The 21,050-nt window shown below is 48.0% G+C and carries 20 protein-coding genes; 10 read left to right on the forward strand and 10 right to left on the reverse strand.

Features of this window, described 5'->3' with window-relative positions; genetic code table 11:
- The first annotated feature begins 235 nt into the window (after nucleotides 1-235).
- From INR79_RS27325 to INR79_RS27345, 5 genes are all read left to right on the forward strand, one after another.
- A complete protein-coding gene (locus tag INR79_RS27325; RefSeq protein WP_223098088.1) occupies nucleotides 236-874 on the forward strand; it encodes a thioredoxin domain-containing protein in 639 nt (212 codons plus the stop codon).
- 32 nt (nucleotides 875-906) lie between these two features.
- A complete protein-coding gene (locus INR79_RS27330) occupies nucleotides 907-2,265 on the forward strand; it encodes a serine hydrolase domain-containing protein (RefSeq protein ID WP_223098090.1) in 1,359 nt (452 codons plus the stop codon).
- 245 nt (nucleotides 2,266-2,510) lie between these two features.
- Nucleotides 2,511-3,227, forward strand: a complete 717-nt coding sequence (locus tag INR79_RS27335) for a hypothetical protein (protein WP_223100334.1) — start codon at nucleotides 2,511-2,513, stop codon at nucleotides 3,225-3,227.
- Between the two features lie 7 nt (nucleotides 3,228-3,234).
- The gene (locus INR79_RS27340) at nucleotides 3,235-3,756 is read left to right on the forward strand and encodes an RNA polymerase sigma factor (protein WP_223098092.1); all 522 of its coding nucleotides are present in this window, start codon (nucleotides 3,235-3,237) and stop codon (nucleotides 3,754-3,756) included.
- Nucleotides 3,741-4,496: a hypothetical protein gene (locus INR79_RS27345; RefSeq protein WP_223098095.1), complete on the forward strand. Its 756-nt coding sequence runs from the start codon at nucleotides 3,741-3,743 to the stop codon at nucleotides 4,494-4,496. The genes INR79_RS27340 and INR79_RS27345 overlap by 16 nt, the downstream gene beginning before the upstream one ends.
- A 123-nt stretch (nucleotides 4,497-4,619) precedes the next feature.
- On the opposite strand, the gene INR79_RS27350 is transcribed toward INR79_RS27345, so the two are convergent.
- The 10 genes from INR79_RS27350 to INR79_RS27395 form a co-directional block, all read right to left on the reverse strand.
- Nucleotides 4,620-5,306 (reverse strand): hypothetical protein, encoded by a 687-nt coding sequence (locus tag INR79_RS27350; RefSeq protein WP_223098098.1) that lies wholly within the window; start codon nucleotides 5,304-5,306, stop codon nucleotides 4,620-4,622.
- Between the two features lie 9 nt (nucleotides 5,307-5,315).
- The gene (locus tag INR79_RS27355; protein ID WP_223098102.1) at nucleotides 5,316-6,590 is read right to left on the reverse strand and encodes a serine hydrolase domain-containing protein; all 1,275 of its coding nucleotides are present in this window, start codon (nucleotides 6,588-6,590) and stop codon (nucleotides 5,316-5,318) included.
- Nucleotides 6,591-6,608: 18 nt separating this feature from the next.
- Nucleotides 6,609-6,842 carry a hypothetical protein gene (locus INR79_RS27360; protein ID WP_155274497.1) on the reverse strand — a complete coding sequence of 78 codons (234 nt, stop codon included), beginning with the start codon at nucleotides 6,840-6,842 and terminating at the stop codon, nucleotides 6,609-6,611.
- Between the two features lie 404 nt (nucleotides 6,843-7,246).
- Nucleotides 7,247-9,295 carry a prolyl oligopeptidase family serine peptidase gene (locus INR79_RS27365; RefSeq protein ID WP_223098106.1) on the reverse strand — a complete coding sequence of 683 codons (2,049 nt, stop codon included), beginning with the start codon at nucleotides 9,293-9,295 and terminating at the stop codon, nucleotides 7,247-7,249.
- Nucleotides 9,296-9,409: 114 nt separating this feature from the next.
- Complete coding sequence (locus tag INR79_RS27370; RefSeq protein ID WP_223098110.1) at nucleotides 9,410-10,042, reverse strand: bifunctional 4-hydroxy-2-oxoglutarate aldolase/2-dehydro-3-deoxy-phosphogluconate aldolase; 633 nt, start codon at nucleotides 10,040-10,042, stop codon at nucleotides 9,410-9,412.
- A gap of 11 nt (nucleotides 10,043-10,053) precedes the next feature.
- Nucleotides 10,054-10,926 (reverse strand): MurR/RpiR family transcriptional regulator, encoded by an 873-nt coding sequence (locus INR79_RS27375; RefSeq protein ID WP_022592744.1) that lies wholly within the window; start codon nucleotides 10,924-10,926, stop codon nucleotides 10,054-10,056.
- A 2-nt stretch (nucleotides 10,927-10,928) separates the two neighbouring features.
- Complete coding sequence (locus INR79_RS27380; RefSeq protein ID WP_223098113.1) at nucleotides 10,929-11,816, reverse strand: MBL fold metallo-hydrolase; 888 nt, start codon at nucleotides 11,814-11,816, stop codon at nucleotides 10,929-10,931.
- An 8-nt stretch (nucleotides 11,817-11,824) separates the two neighbouring features.
- Nucleotides 11,825-12,757 carry a phosphoglycerate dehydrogenase gene (locus INR79_RS27385; RefSeq protein WP_200767906.1) on the reverse strand — a complete coding sequence of 311 codons (933 nt, stop codon included), beginning with the start codon at nucleotides 12,755-12,757 and terminating at the stop codon, nucleotides 11,825-11,827.
- Between the two features lie 21 nt (nucleotides 12,758-12,778).
- On the reverse strand, nucleotides 12,779-13,765 hold the full coding sequence (locus INR79_RS27390; protein ID WP_223098115.1) for a shikimate dehydrogenase family protein: 987 nt from the start codon (nucleotides 13,763-13,765) through the stop codon (nucleotides 12,779-12,781).
- A complete protein-coding gene (locus INR79_RS27395; RefSeq protein ID WP_004406820.1) occupies nucleotides 13,762-14,391 on the reverse strand; it encodes a glucose-6-phosphate isomerase in 630 nt (209 codons plus the stop codon). Before INR79_RS27395 ends, INR79_RS27390 begins: the two co-directional genes overlap by 4 nt.
- A gap of 342 nt (nucleotides 14,392-14,733) precedes the next feature.
- Here INR79_RS27395 and INR79_RS27400 point away from each other — a divergent pair, with 342 nt between their 5' ends.
- The 5 genes from INR79_RS27400 to INR79_RS27420 all read left to right on the forward strand — a co-directional run bounded on the left by INR79_RS27400 (nucleotide 14,734) and on the right by INR79_RS27420 (nucleotide 20,965).
- A complete protein-coding gene (locus tag INR79_RS27400) occupies nucleotides 14,734-15,630 on the forward strand; it encodes a carbohydrate ABC transporter permease (RefSeq protein ID WP_004406822.1) in 897 nt (298 codons plus the stop codon).
- Nucleotides 15,627-16,766: a carbohydrate ABC transporter permease gene (locus INR79_RS27405; RefSeq protein ID WP_223098117.1), complete on the forward strand. Its 1,140-nt coding sequence runs from the start codon at nucleotides 15,627-15,629 to the stop codon at nucleotides 16,764-16,766. Before INR79_RS27400 ends, INR79_RS27405 begins: the two co-directional genes overlap by 4 nt.
- Nucleotides 16,767-16,823: 57 nt before the next feature.
- Nucleotides 16,824-18,290: an ABC transporter substrate-binding protein gene (locus INR79_RS27410; protein ID WP_022561930.1), complete on the forward strand. Its 1,467-nt coding sequence runs from the start codon at nucleotides 16,824-16,826 to the stop codon at nucleotides 18,288-18,290.
- Nucleotides 18,291-18,371: 81 nt separating this feature from the next.
- Nucleotides 18,372-19,460: an ABC transporter ATP-binding protein gene (locus INR79_RS27415; protein WP_223098118.1), complete on the forward strand. Its 1,089-nt coding sequence runs from the start codon at nucleotides 18,372-18,374 to the stop codon at nucleotides 19,458-19,460.
- A gap of 2 nt (nucleotides 19,461-19,462) precedes the next feature.
- Nucleotides 19,463-20,965, forward strand: coding sequence for a xylulokinase (locus INR79_RS27420; RefSeq protein WP_223098119.1), 1,503 nt, complete (start codon nucleotides 19,463-19,465; stop codon nucleotides 20,963-20,965).
- Nucleotides 20,966-21,050 lie beyond the last annotated feature (85 nt).

Consider the following 21,050-nt stretch of genomic DNA (forward strand, 5'->3'; position numbering starts at 1 on the left):
CTCCTGCCACACATAAGCAAACTACCATCCTTTCACACGTGAGCACCGCGGGTTAATTCCTGAGGCTAACCTTATCAGTACATCTCAGATAGTTAGACATGAAATAAAACTAAGAAAAATCAAAACTAGAAACAAAGATTTACTACTAAAAATCAGTTAACAATTAATAAAAGCCTTAGAATGGTTTAATATAAAATCAATTAGATTTTGTATGAGACTCAACTGGGGTAGAAACATGAAATTCAAATCAAGAGTAATGACCACGCTGGCATTAGCTATCTCCACTCTATGCGGTTCCCATGTGACACAGGCGGAGGAACTGGTTCAGGGAACAGATTACCGCGTAGTAACCGCCCCAGTAGAACAGGATGATGATGTACGAGTGTATTTCAGCTTCCGGTGCGGTCATTGCGCTACTCTGGACCACATCTTTGCTGAAGTATCCGATGAACTGGCGGGCAATGCTTGCGTTAAAAAAGTGATTCTCTTTGATCCGAAAGACAAATTGGATGTTTTGCATGCTAAAGGGCTAGCGGTTGCTGAGTCTCATGGATTGGATAAGAAATACACTTCTCGTATGTTCACAGAAATGCGTAAAGGCAGCGCACCACAATGCCTGAATACCATGACTGAGTTCTTTGGTCGCAAGATGGGTATCGAACCGATGATTTTCCAAAAGCAGTTCCTCTCGCAAGAAACCAATAAAAAAGTTGATGCATATCTATTAGATGCAAATCGAATGAGGATTACTGCGGTTCCATCCGTTATTGTCGGAAACCAGTATCAGGTGATTCCACAACGTGTGACTTCATTTTCTGAGTACAAAGATCTGATCAAAAAAGTGGTCGATAAAAATCTCAGTAAAAATTCGTAATTCATAGCCCTACATATTCCTCGGAGATAGTTATGAAAAAAACAATTCTGTCTGCTCTAATCGCTGCTGCGACCTTTAGCGCTCATGCAGTGACATACCACCAGCCAAGCATAGAAATGGAAGCAAACTTAAATGCTTATGGTGCAGGGGTTGCAAACTGGGAAGAAGCGCGTTTTATGCCATTCACAATGTCAGACGCTCATCTGTACCACCATCACGCGATGATTAAACATGGTGAGGCAATGCCCATTAAAGTGGTTGGTAGTCTGGATGTGTCTAAGATCCTGATTGATCACATTGTACCTAACAAGAAAATCAGTGTTTACGACGTTATGCGAGACCGAGGGTCGGTTTCAAGCTTTGTGGTAATGAATAAAAACGGTGAAATTCTTCAGGAAGAATATTGGAACGGTACTGACAAGGATACACTGTTCCACATCATGAGCTCTCACAAGTCATTCTCCTCAATGGCTTTGGCTATCGCAGAAGAACAGGGGCTGTTCAAGCGCTCTGAACCTGCGAGTAAATACATTGAAGAACTGCGTGGCACACATTGGGCTCAGGTTTCAATTCAGGATTTTGCCGACATGACTAGCGGCATTCAGGAACTGCCTAAAAGCCGCGATGGTTACCACTGGTCATCATACGGTTCAGGTGCCTCAGGGTCTTGGGATAGTGCGATGCCATCCGTACTTGGCTATAACGGACACATTGTTAAAGAGGACGGTTCTGTTCTTCCAAAACCCGATTCACTTGGAGAGCTAACCAGTTTTAGCGAGTATCTAACCTACTTCGCAAACAACATTGAGCCGAGCTTCAAAACGGGTGAAGTATACGAATACAAAGATCTGAACACCGAGATGCTGGGTCAGGTGGTTGTGCGCACATCAGGTATGACTTTGGCAGAGTTTTTTGAAAAGTATCTTTGGACCAAGGGCGGATTTACATCCGACTCTGCAATGTACACGAACTACCTGAATGAGAGTGCGGCATCTGGTTCTTTCAATGTTACAACCCGTGATTTTGCTATCGCGTCTTACCTGATGGCTAACGATGGCAAGAACTGGAAAGGCGAGCAGGTTCTCCCGAAAAAATACGTTGATGAAGTCAAGAAAGGTGACGCCAAGGTTAAAAGTGCTTGGAATAAAGTTTCCTATGAGCACCTTTTGGTGCCAAATGCGTTTTACAAAAACCAATGGCGTACAATGACCCATAATGGGCGTACTATCTCAACCATGATAGGTGTGAACGGTCAGTTTTCTGCGTTTGACCACAGCACTGGAAACTCCATTGCTATCACGGGTAACTATCGTCAACCATCCGGGCAGCAATTGGTCATGACCTACGTGTTTGACTCCATCTACAACATTTTTGAAGAACTGGATAAATAGATTCAGATGAATCTTATCTGACAATAAGCCATGCGCTTAAATGCGAAAGCCACCGAAATATCAGGTGGCTTTCTTCTTTTTCAATACCACTTCTGCTCCAATCCTTCTTAAGAAATTTGAGCCAAAGCTCCACCTCAAACTATTAAGAAACGCCCAACACGATCAAATAAATTCTAATTCCCTGCATCCAAATTGGCGGTTTCTTCGTCTCTTGTCATGAAGTTCAAATAATAAGGAACATGATGATGAAAAAAGCGCTTATCACGGTACTTACTCTGATCCCTCTGGGTTGCGCAACTGCCTCCAAAGATTCTGTAGAGACAAGCATTGGCGATGTCTATGTGGACAATTCGGGAAAGAGTTTATATACGTTTAGCAAAGACCCTGCCGGACAATCCGTGTGCACAGGTGGATGCGCTGAAAAATGGCCGCCTCTTCTTGCTCAGGGAAGCAATCAATCCCTGTTTTATGGGCAGAAAGGATTCAGCACCATCACAAGAAATGACGGAGCTAAGCAGTGGGCGTTGAATGACAAGCCTTTATATCGCTGGTTCAAAGATACAAAGTCGGGTGACATAACGGGCGCGGGTATAAAAGGCGTTTGGCCTCTTGCCCGTGCCGATGATGTTAGCGTAAAGCTTTACAATGATGGAAAACGTCGATTTTTGGTCGATAGTAACAATTTAACGCTCTATACCTTCGACAAAGACAAAAAAGATCAATCAGTATGTTATGGAGAATGTCAGGTTAAGTGGCCACCCGCTTACGTTGATTCAAAGCTCATTGAGCGAGGAGCAGACAAGCTAAAACTGTCTGGTGATTTTGGTGTTACCCAAAGAAAGGACAACACCTATCAATGGACATACAAAAATCAGCCTCTTTACCGATGGTTTCAAGACACCAAACCGGGAGAGACTAACGGAGATGGTGTAAAGCAGGTATGGCACTTGGTTAAGCGATGAGGAAACTGTGAGTTTAGATAAACACCAGATAGGTTTACTGCTCTCCAAAGTTGCGCTTCGGGACCGCGAGGCTTTCGAAGCGCTCTATCAGTTGACGAGCACAAAGCTTTTTAACGTCATTGTTTGTGTTGTCAAAGATGAGCACATCGCCGCAGACCTCTTGCATGAAGGATTTGTGAAACTTTGGTACAGCAGCAGCCGGTTCCCCGTTGACTATCCCTGGGCATGGCTTTGTCAGAGTATGCGTAATCTCGCGATCGACGAGGTCAGAAAGCAGGGGAAACAAAGAGAAAAAGTGCTTGCCTCTTTTTCTGAAGATCATTACCACACAGCTCTCCATCATGTCGACGAAGGTCTCAAACGGTGTTTAAAGCAATTAAATGAAGACAAACGCAATGCCATTGTTCTGTCTTATCAACACGGGATGAGCCACCGAGAGATTGTGCAACACATCAAAGCACCTTTGGGCTCTGTTAAGTCCAATATTCGCCGCGGATTGCAGGAGTTAAAACGATGCCTAACCAAATAACCCAAGGTCAGCGCTATCTTGACTCTGAGTTAAGAGACAAACTGGCTGGTGAATACGCACTGGGAACACAAACCCCAAGAGTTCGCCGACGGCTTGAGCAACTTATGGATTCCGACCCGACCTGGTGGGAACACATTGAATCATGGCACTCACATTTAGCTGGATTAAACCCGGCAACCGAACTTTTTAGAGATTCAGAAGAACTTGCAGCGCCGCCTAAACGAGTCTGGCAGCAGATAGAAGCAAGTACCTTCAACATTAAGAAATCACCTCAAGGATTCAAATGGTGGTGGTTACCGACAGCGATGACGCTTTCGTTACTCATTGGCACCTTGATTCAACCCGTTTTGATTCCGGTTTCCACAATACCTGATAGTGCAAATGTGCGCCCGGTGAGCTACCTGGCGATGATGTCCTCCGAATCCCATCCAAATCACTTTGCATTGGTTGCGTATCAGGGAGACAAACCCGGAGAGTCTAACATTCAAATACAATTCAACCTTGGGCTGCAGACACTCCCAATGGCTGAAGCCGTCGTCTGGATGAAAGACAAAACAACAGGTGAACTCAAACTCATCGATAGCTTAGCCAACATTCAAAAAATTCGCTTTATGTCGCCAACGGAATGGAAAGCGCTAAAAAACAGCTCAGAGCTTCTGGTTACGATGAATGAAAATCCGAACAGTCGGATTCTGTATCGGGGTGAGTGCGTAGAACTTAGTCAGGGTGAAGTGTTGTGAGTTACAAGCGACTAAAACTCTTCTGTTTAAAGCACTAAAAATCTGTCTGTTCTCATTCAAAGCAAAATCCCCGAATCATCTAGTTCGGGGATTTTTCTAATTGGCGATTAATTAGAAAACTGCTCAGAAGTAGTAATAGAGATTAACCCAGGTCTTGCTGTCTGTTTTTCCATTAACTTTGCTCAGTTCATGTTTAAATCCAATGCTGGATTCGTCCGTTAACATGTATCCGCCTCCAAGCTCTAGCTCGTTGGTCCAGTCTTTGGCTTCGTAAACGTATGTCGCTTTGGGGTTTGCGTATAACCAGTGACCGGCATCGAACCCATACATGGCGTACAATCCGGGCTGTGCTATCCAGGACTCTACTTTGTGACCGTTATCTTGAGCCCCGACCTTACCCGCTGCCAGCATAGGTACTAGCATCACGTTAGATGTCAGCTCAAATTTTTGAACCATGCCGCCAAGTAACCCGTTACTTGTTGTATCGCCAGTTTTGCCGCCAACAAAATCTACCGACAATCCGAAGCCGTTGTCCTGATCAACGTTGAAATAACGAACACGATAATTGTAATCTTTGCCGTTGTCCTGCAAACCAAAGTCTGCAGACGCAATGTGCTCGCCAGTACCAAAGACCAATGATGCCTGCGTACCATCGTTAGTTCTCTGTACTCCCAGACCACGATATGAAGCAGTCGGGTCGCCATAGTTCACATCGTTTTGTGTTTCTTCTGCCATGGTCGCGCATGAATGAAACAGAGCGCATCCAGACACAATGGCACAGACAACAGCAGCTTTAACCTGAATAGACATATCAACTCCTTACTTAGAAAGCGCATCTAGGATGGCAGGAACGAACTGGTGGAATTGCATAGCAGCAAAACGTGGTGTTTCTGCCACTGGATAGCCACCATTCAGAGTGATAACTGAGTTGGTTGTCTTCTCGATAGCGCATACCTGACCATTCACACCGACCATCGCCAGAACTCGGTAGCCACCTACTTCAAGAACTCGGAACTGATCTTTGTAATAGCCCGGAGCCAGAGCAGACTCTTTACTCTTAAGCCACGCACTTCGTACTTCATCGTTACCGTTCCAAAGGTCAGCTACGAATTTCGCAGGCAATACCTGTTCGCCTTTCTCATTCTTTCCATCGTTCAGAAACAAAAGGCCAACACGCGCCAGATCTTTGGTTGCCATGTTCATGCCAGTAGAACCCATCGCGAGTCCTTTCTTGTCTGACATAAAGTGTGCATCTGCTGCCACCCCCACTTTTTGCAGTAAGTCCTGCTCAAGAATGTGAGTGAACGATTTGCCAGTTGCACGATCGACAATCAGACCCAGCAATTCGCTGTTCACGTCCTGATAGTCGTACTTTTCACCCATGGCATAGTCCTGTCGCTCTGTAATCAGAGGGAAGAAATCTAGGGTGCCATTTGGGTAGGGTTCAGATGCTTTTTCACCGTAATAGCCCTGCGCGTCAGAAAGGCGAGTATCCCAGTATTTCTCGGCAGTGCCGGCAGCCAGTACGACCGCAGTACGCATATCAGAAATTTCCTGAACCGTCGCCGTTTCAAATGCTGTTCCTTTCAGCTCAGGCACGTATTTGATTGCCAGCTCTTCCCAGTCAAGCGCACCTTTACCCACAGCAATAGCAGCAGCCATCGCAGTAAATGATTTGGATACAGACATATCAAGATGAGTAGAGAATTCATTCAAACCATTGCCAAAGTGCTCATGAACAATCTTTCCATCTTTGATGATCACCGCATTGTGGTTTTGCATGCGGTTAGCAAGAAAATCCTTTGCTGAAATGCTGCCATCAAACTCAGTCACCATCACCTTTTCAAGATCGAGCGGTACGCCTTTCTCGAATTGCAGAACAAAGTCACCTTTATGCAACGTGTAACTGTGAGTGAACTTATAGACATGAGGCATGGCAGACGCAATATATTCAGGGGTTTCCCATGTTTGACCCGTCATACCAATAGATTCTGCGGCTGCGATGAATTCACGGTCTGGTGCTTTGAAAGTCACGGCCTGTGCACCAAAAGCGGTAGTTGCTGCGATTAACGCTGAAAGAAGTGTTTTCTTCATAGATTTGTCCTCAAATTATTACTGAGATTTGTATTGTTTAAAGGCTTTGAACACTTCATCCATATCTATGCCCTGCTTTGCCAGATACCCTAGAACCCATTCGTATTCCTCGACTGAAATGGCATAAAGAGCGGGTGAGTTATTTGCCAACACGCCCAACGTGCCAAAGTCTTCGGTAACTTCTTTTACTGGATTTTTTCGGAACTCGCTGATTGCTACCACGCGATCACAAGACAATAGTTTCTTAGCCATATTTATTACAAACCTTGTACCAAATTAATTAATTGTTTTATATCGTATCATTTATTTTTCTGTAGTAAAGACTTTTCGGTTAGAAGTAGCGAGAACAAGCAGCACGCCAGAAATCTATAGATTACTTTTAACTTTTATTTCATATAGATAAGAACTATTAAGTGAGGTTTTAAATTTTCTAATTCGGAATGAAAATCAGATATAAGGCACTGAAAAAGTACCATTCTAGAAACCAATAAGAGGAATTGGCTTACATAAAACAATTTGAATTCGCTAGATACTGAACTCAAGATGATTCAGATATTCTTAGATGTGTCTGTTGATGGGCAGGAAAACTGAGCAAATTTTCAGTCACACCATAAAAAAAGCCTCACATGGAGGCTTTTTCTGCATTAAGAGCGGGCTTAAACCTTGGGCTCAAAACCCATATGGTGGAAGCTGAAAGCGTAAATATCGGCATTCAGATCCAGAATCTTGCTCATTGGCATTCCTGCCCCATGACCCGCATTGGTGTCCACTCGGATCAGCACTGGGTTTTCCCCCTCATGTTTGCTTTGTAGTTCAGCAATGAACTTGAATGAGTGAGCTGGCACTACGCGATCATCGTGATCCGCCGTGGTCACTAAAGTCGCTGGGTAGTGTGTTCCCTCCTTCACGTTGTGAACTGGGGAATAACCCGCAAGGTAGTTGAACATCTCTTCATTTTGCTCGGAAGTACCGTAGTCGTATGCCCAACCTTCACCGGAGGTGAACGTGTGGTAGCGCAGCATGTCGAGTACGCCAACCGCTGGAATCGCCACTTTGAACAGATCCGGACGCTGAGTCATACACGCGCCCACCAGCAAGCCACCGTTCGAACCACCATGAATGGCTAGTTTGTCTGACGATGTGTACTCTTCTGCAATCAGGTATTCCGCGGCAGAGATGAAATCATCAAACACATTCTGCTTCTGCAGTTTGGTGCCTGCAATGTGCCACGCTTTGCCGTATTCACCACCACCACGAAGGTTAGCGACGGCATACACGCCGCCCATTTCAATCCAGGTTGCAACGGATGGGCTGAAATACGGTTCCAGACTCACATTAAAACCGCCGTATCCGTAAAGCATGGTTGGGTTGTTGCCATTCAGCTCCAGACCTTTGCGGTAACAGATAGTCAGCGGAACCAAAGTTCCATCTTTAGATGGATAGAAGACCTGCTTAGATTCCAGCTGCTCGCTGTCGATTTGGCACTCAGAGCCACGATGAAGCTCAGTCACACCCGTTTCTGGATCAAAGCGATAAGATGAAGACGCCACGATGTAGTTAGTAAAGCTGTAGTAAAGCTCTTTGGAATCTTGGCGACCATCGAAACCAGACACACAACCCAATCCCGGCAGTTCAACATCACGGACTTTTTCGCCATTGTAACGGTATTGAACGACTTTAGTGTTCACGTCTACAAGGTAGGATGCAAATAAGTAACCCGCACCAGTTTCAATATCAAGCTGCTGCTCCTGTTCCGGAATCAAATCTTCCCAGTTTTCATCAACAGGCGCTTGAGCATTAACCTTCACCACGCGACCCAACGGCGCATCTAAATTGGTGTATATCAGTAGGTCACCGTCATGGTGCTCAACAACGTAGCTGTCCGCCTGATTTTTGTCGGTCACCAATACCAGTGGTGCATCTTGCTGGCGCAAATCACGAACATAGAGCTCGTTGCCCGACGTTGATTGCGCACCAGAGACAACCAGAAAAGCGTCGTCTTCTGTGGTGTAGCCGGAGACATAACGGAATTTCTCCGCATCGGAACCGCCGAACACCAATACATCTTCGCTTTGTGGAGTGTTCAGCTTGTGGTAGTAAAGCTTGTGTTGTTCAGTACGCGCCGACAACTCACTTCCTTCTGGTTTGTCGTAACTGGCGTAGTAGAAACCTTCGTCACCAAACCAGGAAATGCCGGTGAATTTTGCATCCAGAATCGGCGCTTCAAGCTCCTCGCCTGTTTCCGCATCAATAACGTAGATGGTGCGCCAGTCACTGCCACCTTCTGAAACGGAATACGCGACCACTTTATCTGACTTAGAAAATGAAACACCACCCAGTGAAGAGGTGCCTTCTTCACTAAAAGTATTAGGGTCGAGGAAAATCTGTGCTTCGCTGCCTTCTTTCTGACGATAAAGCACGGCCTGATTTTGAATACCGTCGTTTTTGTAGAAGTAGGTGTAATCACCGTGCTTGAATGGCTGAGAGACTTTTTCGAAGTTATTTACTGTTTCGAGTTTTTTACGAATTGCATCGCGGAAAGGGATCTGATTGAGGTGTGCAAATGTAACCTCATTCTGGCGGCTTACCCAGTCTGCCGTTTCTTCGCTGCGGTCATCTTCCAGCCAGCGATAAGGGTCAGCCACTTTGGTCGAGAAATACTGGTCAACAACGTCTGACTGTTTGGTTTCTGGATACTTTGGCACTTCGCACTCCTTTGGTTAGTTTTACAAGCTAATCATCTCACAAAACTTAGGGTAAGAAGTGTCGGAGTGCCAATTGCTCAGGAACTAGTCCCAGTTTTACCAGATCCTGATACTTTAACCGGAAACAGAGCTGACTGCCGCGCGAATTCGATTGCCGATTTCATCCCACTTGCCCTGCTCCATCAGATCTGTGCTTGCCAGCCAAGTGCCACCACAACACACAACGCGGTCAATAGAGAGGTAATCTTTAACGTTGCCGATATTCACACCGCCTGTGGGCATAAAGCTAACGTCACCATAAGGCGCTAGCAGCGCTTTTAGCATCGGAATGCCACCCGAGGCTTCTGCTGGGAAAAACTTCAGCAGGCTAAAGCCACTTTCTAACGCAATTTCAATTTGGGAAGGGGAATTCACTCCAGGAATGAACGCAAAATTTTTGCTTTTGCAATAGTTCGTCACCGTCGGGTTAAACCCAGGTGCTACCCCAAATTTCGCACCAGCCGCTATCGCTGCATCCACTTGTTCGGGTTTGATTAACGTCCCTGCCCCCACGCACAATTCTGGCTGCGCTTTGACCATAATAGCAATCGCTTCGGCAGCCATTTCGGTGCGAAATGTAATTTCTGCAACGGGTAAACCATTATCCATTAGCGCATTAGCAAGAGGCTCAGCCTGCTCTAAAGAAGTAATAGAAATAACGGGCACAACCTTATGCTGCGCCAGCGTTTGAAAGACGTCCTGCGACATAAATTCATCCTTTATTCGTTATCAAAATGGTTGGAACGGAAGCGTGATAATCGCTCTTTCATCGAGGTGATTCGGTCTCGGTGCCCTTCTTCCTTATTCAGTGACACGGCGGTCGCCAGAATATCCACCACCACCAACGCGGCAATACGTGAAATAGTAGGGGTGTAGCGATCGGTGTTTTCCAGCGTTTCAACCACCAAACTCAAATCACACTCCTGACTGAGCGAACAGCCACGACGCCCGGTAATGGCAATGACTTTTGCGCCATGGTCTTTGGCTTCACGCACCGTCTCAATCAGGTCGATGGTTTCTCCATTGTTTGAAATCGCAACCACCACATTTCCTTCTCGCATCATGGAAGAAGCGATGAATTGCTGGTGCGCATCCGTGTGGGCATTACAAGGCACACCAAACAGGGGGAATTTCTGCTGCGCATCCAGTGCGACAATGCCAGAAGCGCCGAATCCGTAAAAGTCGATTTGAGACGCATTGGAAAGCAGCTCAACAGCCGCTTCCATTTTCTCGATATCCGCATGCTGACGCGCCCAGTCCAGACTGGTAAGCGTGAAGTCGAACAATTTTCGAGACACCACATGAGTGCTGTCCCCTTCTTCCAACGCCGCGTGAGTAGGTGTCACACCAAGGGCGATGCTCTGAGCCAGTCGAATCTTTAAATCCTGAAAGCCGCTGCACCCCACGGCCGTAGAAAAGCGCATTACTGTGGGTTCACTGACTCCTGCGGCTTTCGCGGTCTCGACCAAGGTGCTGTTGATGGCTTTATGAGGGTCAGACAATACCCACTCAGCCACCTTGCGATCCGACTTGCGGAGCTGGTCCAGTGAGCGGGTGATCATTTCAATGACATTAGGCTGCTTTTGCTGCAATGCTAACTCCTTAACCTCAAACGATATTCGACATTCAATTGCGCAGGGAAAACAGAAATACTATCAGCGTTTTGCTGCGCTGCTGCACAAATTTTTTCTGGTTCTATGGTGTTAAACTCAAATAAGCCGAAATGATGCGCAATCAGTGTCGGAATTTGTGCCTGCTGACAAATCTCTATCGCTTCGTTCAGATGGAAGTTTCCGGGTACGCCATTGGATCGTCGCGCTTCATCCCGGCCATTAACAGGCAATAGAGCCACATCTGGCTTGAGCTTTTGAGCCAGTTCAACCAATCCATCAAATGGAATGCTGTCTCCCGAATGCCACACCCGTACCTTTCTATTTTTAACGGCAATATCCAGAACATAGCCCAAAAAGCGGCTATTGCCCTGTTCGTCCCGTTCAATCGCTTCGTGCGCCGCCGGGAGAACATACACGCCTATGAATTCATTAATCTGGATGTGTTCATCATCCGACACCAAAGTCAACTTGGATTCTTCCAACCCACTTCTGATTTGTGCTTCTTTACTTTCCGCTCTGGGGGCAACCAGAAACACGCCATCCGCTTGGCGAAAGATCGGCTGAAGCGTAGCTGGATCCATGTGATCGGTGTGTTTGTGGGTGCAAAATACGCCAGAAAAATGTACCAGTTGATCAGGGGAAATCGGCGCTTTCATCATTCGAATGTGTGGGAAACGCGTACCTTGATATTTCTCTGCCAGAGAGTCAGACAGATACGGGTCAATAAGCCAGACCTGATTTTGATAACGAATCAAAAAGCCTGCCTGCCCCAACCAGAACAAACTGACCGACGCTTCCGGTTGAAGGTACTGGCTTAAAAAGTCAGCCAGCTCACCATCAAATACCAAAGGTTCGAATTGCACCTGCATATATTGTTCTATACCTCTAAAACCTGAATCAGATTATCGACCGCCGCGTGGGTAGCCTTATCCACGCTCTCCTGCGTATACCCGCCGATATGGCTGGTTGCGATACAGCGCTCGTGCTGCCAAAGCGGATGATTCGCCGGCGGCTCGGTATCGTACACATCCACCGCGTACACCGAAATTTTACCACTGCACAACCCATCATAGATGACATCGTGATCCACCAGAGAAGCACGGGCCGTATTGATGATAACCACCCCATCTTTTAGCTGATGTACGTTCTCAGCACCAATAATGGGTTTGCCGTCTAATGGCGCAGGGCAATGGAAGGTGATGATATCGGACTGGCGAAGCAAATTGTCCACTTCGCAAAACTTAAAATCGTCGTTCAATACCAGTTGCCCCTGAAGAATCGGATCGTAAGCAATAACCTGTGTTCCAAGCCCTAGCGACATTTGAGCGACCTGACGACCAATCGCTCCCATACCAATCACGCCAACAACTCTGCCCTGAATTTCATGCCCCAAAGCTCTTGTCCATTGACCTTGCTTCAATCCTTCTGCGGTTTCCGGAATATGGCGCAGACCAGACAACATCATGGCAATTGCCAGTTCCGCGACGCCTCGGGCGTTTGCTCCTTCCGCTCTGCAAACCGCTATCCCCTGCTTTTCTATGGTATCCAAAGGCAGATTATCTACCCCTGTGCCATTTCGACTAATGGCTTTGAGCGATAATGCAGACGTAATCACCCGCTCAGAAACGGGCTCCACGCCGGCAATCCAGCCTACGCACTGAGGCACAATTTCCAGTAGCTCCTCTTCGGTCGGGGATTTTCCCGGTTGGCAGAACACCAGTTCATACCCCAAGCTTTTGAGCTTTTCAAAAGCGGGGTGACCATTCAAAGACAACGAGCGCGGTGTGATCAGAATTTTTCCCTTTTCCATGGGTCGCTTAACTCCTTCGGCTTAGGCGTTTTGGGCAATTTGGCAAATGGTGTCGAAATCTTCACCACGAACCGGAATATCAACATCAAAAACTTCAGCGATCACCCGCGTCCATCCATAAATGAAGTAGACCCAGCCATCGTGAATCGCCAGTTGAGCTTGTTCTTCCTGTTTTCTGGCCTGATGCAGAAAATCCAGTTCGCCGCGATAATTCAGTTCCCACACAATGGCATACTCAGGAAAACGCGCGTCATTGCTAATGGGGGAACCCGGTGCATCTTTTCCAAGCCCGGTCGCATTGATAACCAAAGAGTGCGGAGGCATATTGGCTAACGTCTGTTCGTTGCTGGGCTGTTCGTTGCTTAGCTGCTCGTTACCTGATTGTTCGCTTCCTTGCGCTTCGCCCACCAGAACGTAGTCGACGTCCACCTCTATCTGGTAGCGGCTCAATACTTCCGCCAACTCATCCAGCCGATGCTGAGAAATGTCCGATACCACGATCTTATTCGGTCTCTGGTCCTGGCTTAATCCCTGCGCCAAATGCCAGCAAATCGCCGTCGCGCTGCCACCAGCCCCCATCACAAACACTTCTCCACCCGTATTAGGGAAATGGCGCTCAGGTAAAATGTAATCCAGCGCAAAGCCCGAAGTAATGGGGTCTTTGGCACTGCATCCAAACTGCTGACCTCGTTTGTACAGACAACTGGTTTCATTCATTTTGATGGCATGATCGTCAATTGAATCGAACAAATCCTGACTTGCCTGAAAGAGATTCAGTTTATGAGTCGTCACCAGCGCCCCAACAGATAACGGATCACGCTTAATGAATTCTGTCACCTTGCGATAATCATTAGCGGGTGCGTTCAGAGGCAAGTCGATACCTGAAATCTTCACGTCGCCAAGCTGCAAGTGTTTCGCCCATTCCGGAAACACTTTCATGATCGAGCTGTGCTTGGTGGACACCCCAACGAAATAAAAGGTGGGCTTTGAGGCGGGCGTTAAATTCATCCGACGCTCCCCCTGTACAACTGTTGGATGCTCTCGTCACTTCTGGGCTGATACTCGGGGTTTTCAGAAAGCACCCAACCACCATTGCCATCCGACAATACGCGATGCTTCATACCACCCGATTTTTCAATAATCGAATAGTCCTGACCGCTGTCGCTCGGGTAGCAAAAGAACATCACAAATTCACTATCACCTGTATTTACGCTGCGATGGATCCAGTATGGCGGTACGTAGCAGACATCATCAGGACCAATTTCAATCACCTTGGTTTCCCCTTCTGGCGACTCCATCAGCATCAGTCCATGCCCTTTTTTACCAATGTACACTTCTGGGCGGTCGGCATTGGCATGGATATGACCGCGAGTCATAAAGAATTCATTGCCTACCCTACCTGGCTGCATCTTGGTGACCCCAAAAATCATATCCTGACACCGCTCTCCCGGATGGTAGTCGGTGACTTCGTACACCACCTGCTCTCCGAGTTTTGGTTTGAGTTGTTGATAGCTATTCTGGTCTGCGTAGAGACCATCCAAGTCATCAAATCGCTTCTGATATCGCCGATCTGTCCCTGTCAGGCTGCCGGAAGACACATCAATGTGGCAGCTCACTGGATCCATAAGTGACATAATTATTCCCTCATTCTCCATCACAATTGCCTACTCTTTGACTGAACATTCATAAAAAACGGCATAAACACATAACAACGCTCGTTAAGAATGATGAGTTCGAATTTCAGCTCTTTTTAGTATTAATACTACACATAAATAAAAGATCAACCCGTTTTGAGATTTAAATTGTGCATATTTTCACCTTAAAAAGTTAATAAAGTGTAAAATATGAGCTTGACAATATGGATTTGTGTATTAAAAATACATTTAAGCTAAGTTGTAGTTCTGTACATAGCGCTTCATGACGAAGGGCAGGAAAGTAAAACTACCAAAGGACAGGTTCATTCAAGGAGTCACAGAATGCCGACAGGGACACTCAAACCCAACCAGACAGATTCCATCAAGTATCTGTTTGTGTGGCCAGCACTGTTTATTGTGTTGCTGGTTACCTTGTTCCCACTGATTTACGCGCTGACGGTCAGCTTTCAGTCGGTACGCCTGATCCCACCGCTACCAGTCAGGTTTGTTGGCTTCGATAACTATCAGTCGTTACTGGAATCTGCCCGTTTCTGGCAGTCGGTCGGCACCACTCTCTTCATTGTTCTGAGTTCTGTTGCCATTCAGTATGTAGTGGGATTTATGCTGGCTCTTGCGTTGCACAACAAAGTGCCGGGGGAAAAGCTGTATCGTGTAGTATTTCTACTTCCTATGTTTATGGCACCCATCGCAGTTGCGCTGGTCGCACGTATGATGTTCCACTCCGCACTCGGACCGGTGAACGATTTCTTTAGCCTGCTGGGTTTTGAAAACTTGCCGTTTCTGACCGAAACCAGCTGGGCACTCGGCGTTCTGGTTACTGTGGAAGTGTGGCAATGGACGCCTTTTGTGACCTTGCTGATGCTGGCGGGTTTGCAAGGGTTGCCTAAAGATGTGTATGAAGCCGCCTCCCTAGAGAACGTGCCACCCTGGCGTCAGTTCTGGGATATCACCTTCCCTATGCTTCTTCCTTTGTCCGTCGTAGTCGTTTTCATCCGGATCGTCGAAGGGTTCAAGATCATCGATACCGTCTACATTTTAACGGGAGGCGGTCCCGGTACATCGACCGAAACCCTCACCCTGTTCGCCTATAACCAAGGCTTCAAAACCTTCAACTTAGGTGAAGCGTCGGCACTAAGCTTCCTGTTCCTTATTGTGATTGTGGTTCTGGGTAGCGTTTACCTGGCTGCGGTTAAACCAGTTGTGGAGAAACGCACATGACCGATTTCGCCACAGACAAACTTTCAACCTCGAACACGGATGTGAAACCCGCTATGTCAAAACCAAGTTCTGGGAACAGCAGTCATCGTCAGACAGAGCCACATTCGATGAAACAAGCGCAGACGGATCTCACTTTTAAGTGGATCGCCACTATTGGCTGTATCGTGTGGTTGCTATTTCTGCTGGCTCCGTTTTACTGGGTCACCGTAACCGCATTTAAGCCACCGCAAGCGGTCAATGGCGGCGCAACGTATTTGCCGTTTATCGATTTTGCTCCCACTCTGGAAGCGTTCCGAGAAGTCATTTCCGGTATTCGCGGTGACTTCGTCGGACCATTCTGGCACTCCAGTTTGATTGCTTTGGTGTCTACGTGTCTGTCCGTACTGCTGGGCTCAATGGCAGCTTATGGCATCGCAAGGTTTGAGTTTCGTATCCGCTTACTGGCTGGTATTACGTTCGCCGTTGTAGGGATCGGAGGGTTCTTAGCCCTTACCGAACTGGTTGAATTTGCGATTCCTCAGGCCATATTGATTTCTCTGGTGGCGGCGTTTGTCAGCTCGTTCTTTATCAACAAACTGCGCTTACCCGGACCGGTATTGGGCAACGACGATGTGACCTTCTGGTTTGTGTCCCAACGCATGTTCCCACCCATTGTTTCTGCGTTCGCTCTTTACCTGTTTTATGCCGAACTCGGAAAGCAGGGCGTTCAGCTTCTGGACAGTTTCTTTGGCATGGTGGTGGCGTACACCGCATTTGGTTTGCCTTTGGCAGTGTGGCTGATGCGCGATTTCTTCCGTTCCATTCCAGTTGAAGTGGAAGAAGCCGCCATGGTCGAAAACGTACCGAGGCTGCGCATTTTCTTCGACATTGTATTGCCGATGTCGAAACCCGGTTTGATAGCGACCTTTATGATTACGCTGTCGTTTATTTGGAACGAGTTCTTGTTTGCACTTTTACTGACTTCGTCACGTTGGCAAACCCTGCCAGTGGTTTTAGCAGGGCAAAACTCAAGCAGAGGCGATGAATGGTGGGCGATTTCAGTCGCAACACTAATATCAATAATACCGATGATCATCGTTGTGTCTCTGCTCGGTCGACTTATGAAATCCGGACTATTATCCGGCTCTATAAAATAACAACTTTCACCATGGATGCCCTACCTACTGATAAGGGCAAATTAGAAGGAATTAAACATGGAAAGGAAAATACGTTCTTCAGCACTGGCCGTTGCCCTTAGCTTAGGTGCAGCCGCTTTTTCGACCCAAACACTGGCAGCGTGCGAGCCTGATTACTCCGGTGTGACGGTGACCGTCGGGTCTCAAAATGGTCCCTTTATTGCCTCCGCTCTGCGCACCGCAGGGGATGCATGGGAAACACAAACCTGCGGAAAAGTGAAAATTGTCGAGTTTCCATTTGGCGAGCTTTTTCCTAAATTTTTGACGGGAATGCAGACAGGATCGAGTGAGATCGACGTCATTTCCTACATTCCGGCATGGCTGCCAGACTTTAACCTGTTCCTTTCAGAAATGCCGAAAAGCATGCAGGAAGGCGAATACTGGCAAGACATTCACCCCGTTTATCGTGAGCGTCTGATGCTTTGGGACGGCAAAGTGAAATCCGCTACCATGGATGGCGACATGCACATGCTGAACTACCGCGCTGATCTCTTTAACGATGCTGGTGAAAAAGCCGCCTTTAAGAAGAAGTACGGCTATGAGCTTGCCGCGCCAGTCACCTGGGATCAGTACTACGACATTGCTGAATTCTTCACTCGCCCGGATGAAGGTCTATACGGCACAGCGGAAGCTTACAAACGTGGCGGTCAGCAGTTCTGGTACTTCTTCTCTCATGCTGCCAGCTACACCAACGATCCAAAAAATCCGGGCGCGATGTTCTTCGATCCAGACACCATGGACGCACAAATCAACAACGCTGGCTGGCTAAAAGCCCTGAAGGACTACAAGCGTGGCTTAGACTACAACCCACCGGGTGCACTAAACAATGGTTCGGGTGACGTTCGTCCGTTGTATGCAGGTGGCAAGGTGGCGATGAACATCGACTGGGCCGACTCTGGTGTGCTAGGCGCAAACCCCAAGGAATCCCGTATTGTGGGTAATGTACGCACCGCCATGCTGCCAGGCTCTAAATCCATCTGGAACGCCAAAGAAGACAAATGGGTGGAATACGGCGGTGTCGTTGCCTCTCCATTCCTTGCTTTTGGTGGCTGGCAGTTAGCGGTTCCTCAGTCGTCTAAAAACAAAGCGGCAGCGTGGGACTTTGTGAAAACCGTGACCAGTCAGGAGCAGTCTTCCAAAGCCATCGTCACCGCGAATACGGGGGTTAACCCATACCGTCTGAGTCACTACGATAACATCGATAACTGGTTGGCGATCTTCTCTAAACCCGAAGCGGAATCATACTTAGCGGCGCAACGTGCGTCTCTGGATGCACCCAACGTGGCGCTCGATCTTCGAATTCCGGGTTTCTTCGCTTACACCGAAATTCTGGAAATCGAACTGTCTCGTGCTCTGGCAGGCAAAGTGTCTGAACAGGAAGCTTTAGACAGCATTGCCAAGCAATGGGACCGACTCACAGACGATTTCGGTCGCGAGTCACAGCTTAAAGCGTATCGCAGCGCCATGGGTCTGCCTGCGAAATAAGCCTGTCTGGTTCCGCTACCACAGCGGTGGCGGAACCCAGCTTATTGAACTCAACCAAAGGATGTACAAGGAGTCGATGCGGTGACACACGTTAGCTTAACCAACATCAAAAAGTCGTATGATGACATCAGCGTTATCCCGGATCTCAACCTCAATATTGAGCAAGGTGAGTTTGTGGTGCTTGTGGGTCCGTCCGGATGCGGCAAAACCACTACCTTGAGAATGATCGCAGGACTGGAAACCGTCACCGATGGGCACATCGCCATCTCGGATCGCGATGTCACCTACGAGCAACCCGGCACTCGCAACTGCGCCATGGTGTTCCAGAATTACGCGCTCTATCCGCATATGACGGTGTACGACAACATCGCCTATGGCATGAAGGTGCGCAAAGAACCGGCAGACGTCATCAAAAAACGTGTTTCCGATACCAGTGCCCTGCTGGGGATTGATGCATTGCTGGACAGAAAACCTCGTCACCTCTCAGGCGGGCAGCGCCAGCGTGTTGCGATTGGGCGAGCCATTGTCCGTCACCCAGATCTGTTCCTATTTGACGAACCACTTTCCAATCTGGATGCCAAGCTGCGCGTAGAAATGCGCACAGAAATCAAGCAGCTGCAACGCAAACTCGGCACGACAGCGGTATACGTTACCCATGATCAGGTCGAAGCCATGACCATGGCAGATCGAGTGGTCGTGATGCAAAACGGGCATATTGAGCAGTTTGCCTCGCCCATCGAAATATATGAAAAGCCCGCAAACCGATTTGTGGCCGAATTCATCGGCACACCCAGCATGAATTTCCTTGCGGTGACGGTGGGCGCAGACGCAACCTTCGTTACTTTAGACAGCGGCGAAACGCTAGACATTGCCTCACCCCACCAGACCAGCCTGGTTAAATACCGAGGCGAAAAGGTCGTCATTGGTATTCGCCCGGAGCACACGCTGGAAGCACTGGAGGAAACCAGCAATGTAGTGGGTGTTTTACCCAAAGCGATAGAGCCACTCGGTTCTCACACCTTGCTGATCTCCGAGTTAGCAGGCGAACCGTTCACCGCACAAGTTGACAGCCACTTCCCTGCCAGTGTTGGGCAGCTCAGTAAAATCAAAGTGGATATGTCCAAAGCGCACTATTTCGATATTCAAACTGAAATGAGAATTGGGGATTAACCATGTCGAGCCCAATCTATTTGGTCATCGATGTCGGTACTGGCTCAGTCAGAGCCGCCGCCGTTGATAAAAGTGGTCAGATACTGGCGTTTGCCAACCGCGAGCATGAACAGCATGTTCCAAGGTATGGATGGTGCGAACAGCGCCCTTCGGACTGGTGGGACGGCGCGTGTGAGTCTATCCACGGTGTGCTTGCCAAATTGGGCAGCTTATCTAAGGACATTCGCGCCATCGCCTGTTGCGGGCAGATGCACGGCACGGTTCTGATTGACGAATCGGGCGAACCCACCCGTGAGTTTGTCCCTTTGTGGAACGACAAACGCACCATTGATTTGGTGAATCGTTATCAAGAGGACTTTGGGCTGGATTCCTGTCTGAAAAATACTGCCAATCCTCCGACTCCGGCATGGCCGGGCTTCAAACTCCAATGGTTTTCAGAGCATGAACCACAATTGCTTGAAAACAGTTGGAAAGTACTGATGCCGAAAGACTTTATTAATTTTCGACTAACGGGTGAAATTGCATTTGATACCACAGAAGCATCCGCCAGTTTCTTAATGGATGCGGATTCGAAAACATGGTCCGATACCATGATTCAACAGTTAGGCATTCCCAAACGTCTGCTGCCTCCGTTGCGCGATCCGCTCGATATATTGGGAAGCATCACCGCCAAAGCGGCTCGAGATACGGGCTTAACTGAAGGCACTCCTGTGGTGGTTTCGGGTGGCGACTTTCCGGTTACGCTTGTGGGTTCAGGCATTACCGAACCGGGCTTAGGTTCTGATGTGACAGGGACTTCCTCGATCATCACCCTTGCCAATTCAGAGCCTGTTCGACATGAAGAAGTGTGCAACGTTTTGATCCCCGGTAACCATTGGGGGGCATTCTCGTTGCTGGATGCGGGAGGCGACGCCGTTCGCTGGGCAAAACGCGCCATGAACGAAAACACACTTTCTTATCAGGAAGCCACGCAAAAAGCAGAGCAATCACCGGCGGGCAGCCGCCAATTGTTCTTCTTACCTTACCTGACCGGAGAACGCCTTGGCGCGACACGTAATTCCCGAGCGCAGTTCTTTGGTCTGAATTCCGGGCACAGTCTGGCGGATCTTCACCGTTCAGTCCTGGAGGGTGTGGCATTCGCGGTACGACGTCATATCGAACAGATGAGCCATGCCGATAGTCAGGTTGAGCGCATCATTGCAGCCAGCGGCGGTGCCAAGTCGGAATTGTGGCTGAAAATCAAAGCCAGCATGTACAACACCCCCATTTTGGTACCTAAAGAACCGGAATGTGGCGTGATCGGCTGTGCCGCCATAGCCGCAACCGCGACGGGGCAATTTGATTCTCTATCTCAAGCCGCCAGGCAACTGGTGCAGATTGAAAAAGAGATCACCCCAGACCCGAGCTGGAAAGCCAGATACGATCGTATGTATCCCGTGTTTAATCAGATAAAGGATGCCACCAGCGGTCTCTACACCGCTTTAGATCAACTCGAAGAAGACTGAATTTATCCAGACCGATGAGGTGTATCGGTTTGGATTTTTTTCGCCATTCAATGTTCTAAAACTACATTTAATGGCGAGAAAAAAG

It is taken from the genome of Vibrio sp. SCSIO 43132, assembly GCF_019904195.1.
Lineage (GTDB): Bacteria > Pseudomonadota > Gammaproteobacteria > Enterobacterales > Vibrionaceae > Vibrio > Vibrio nigripulchritudo.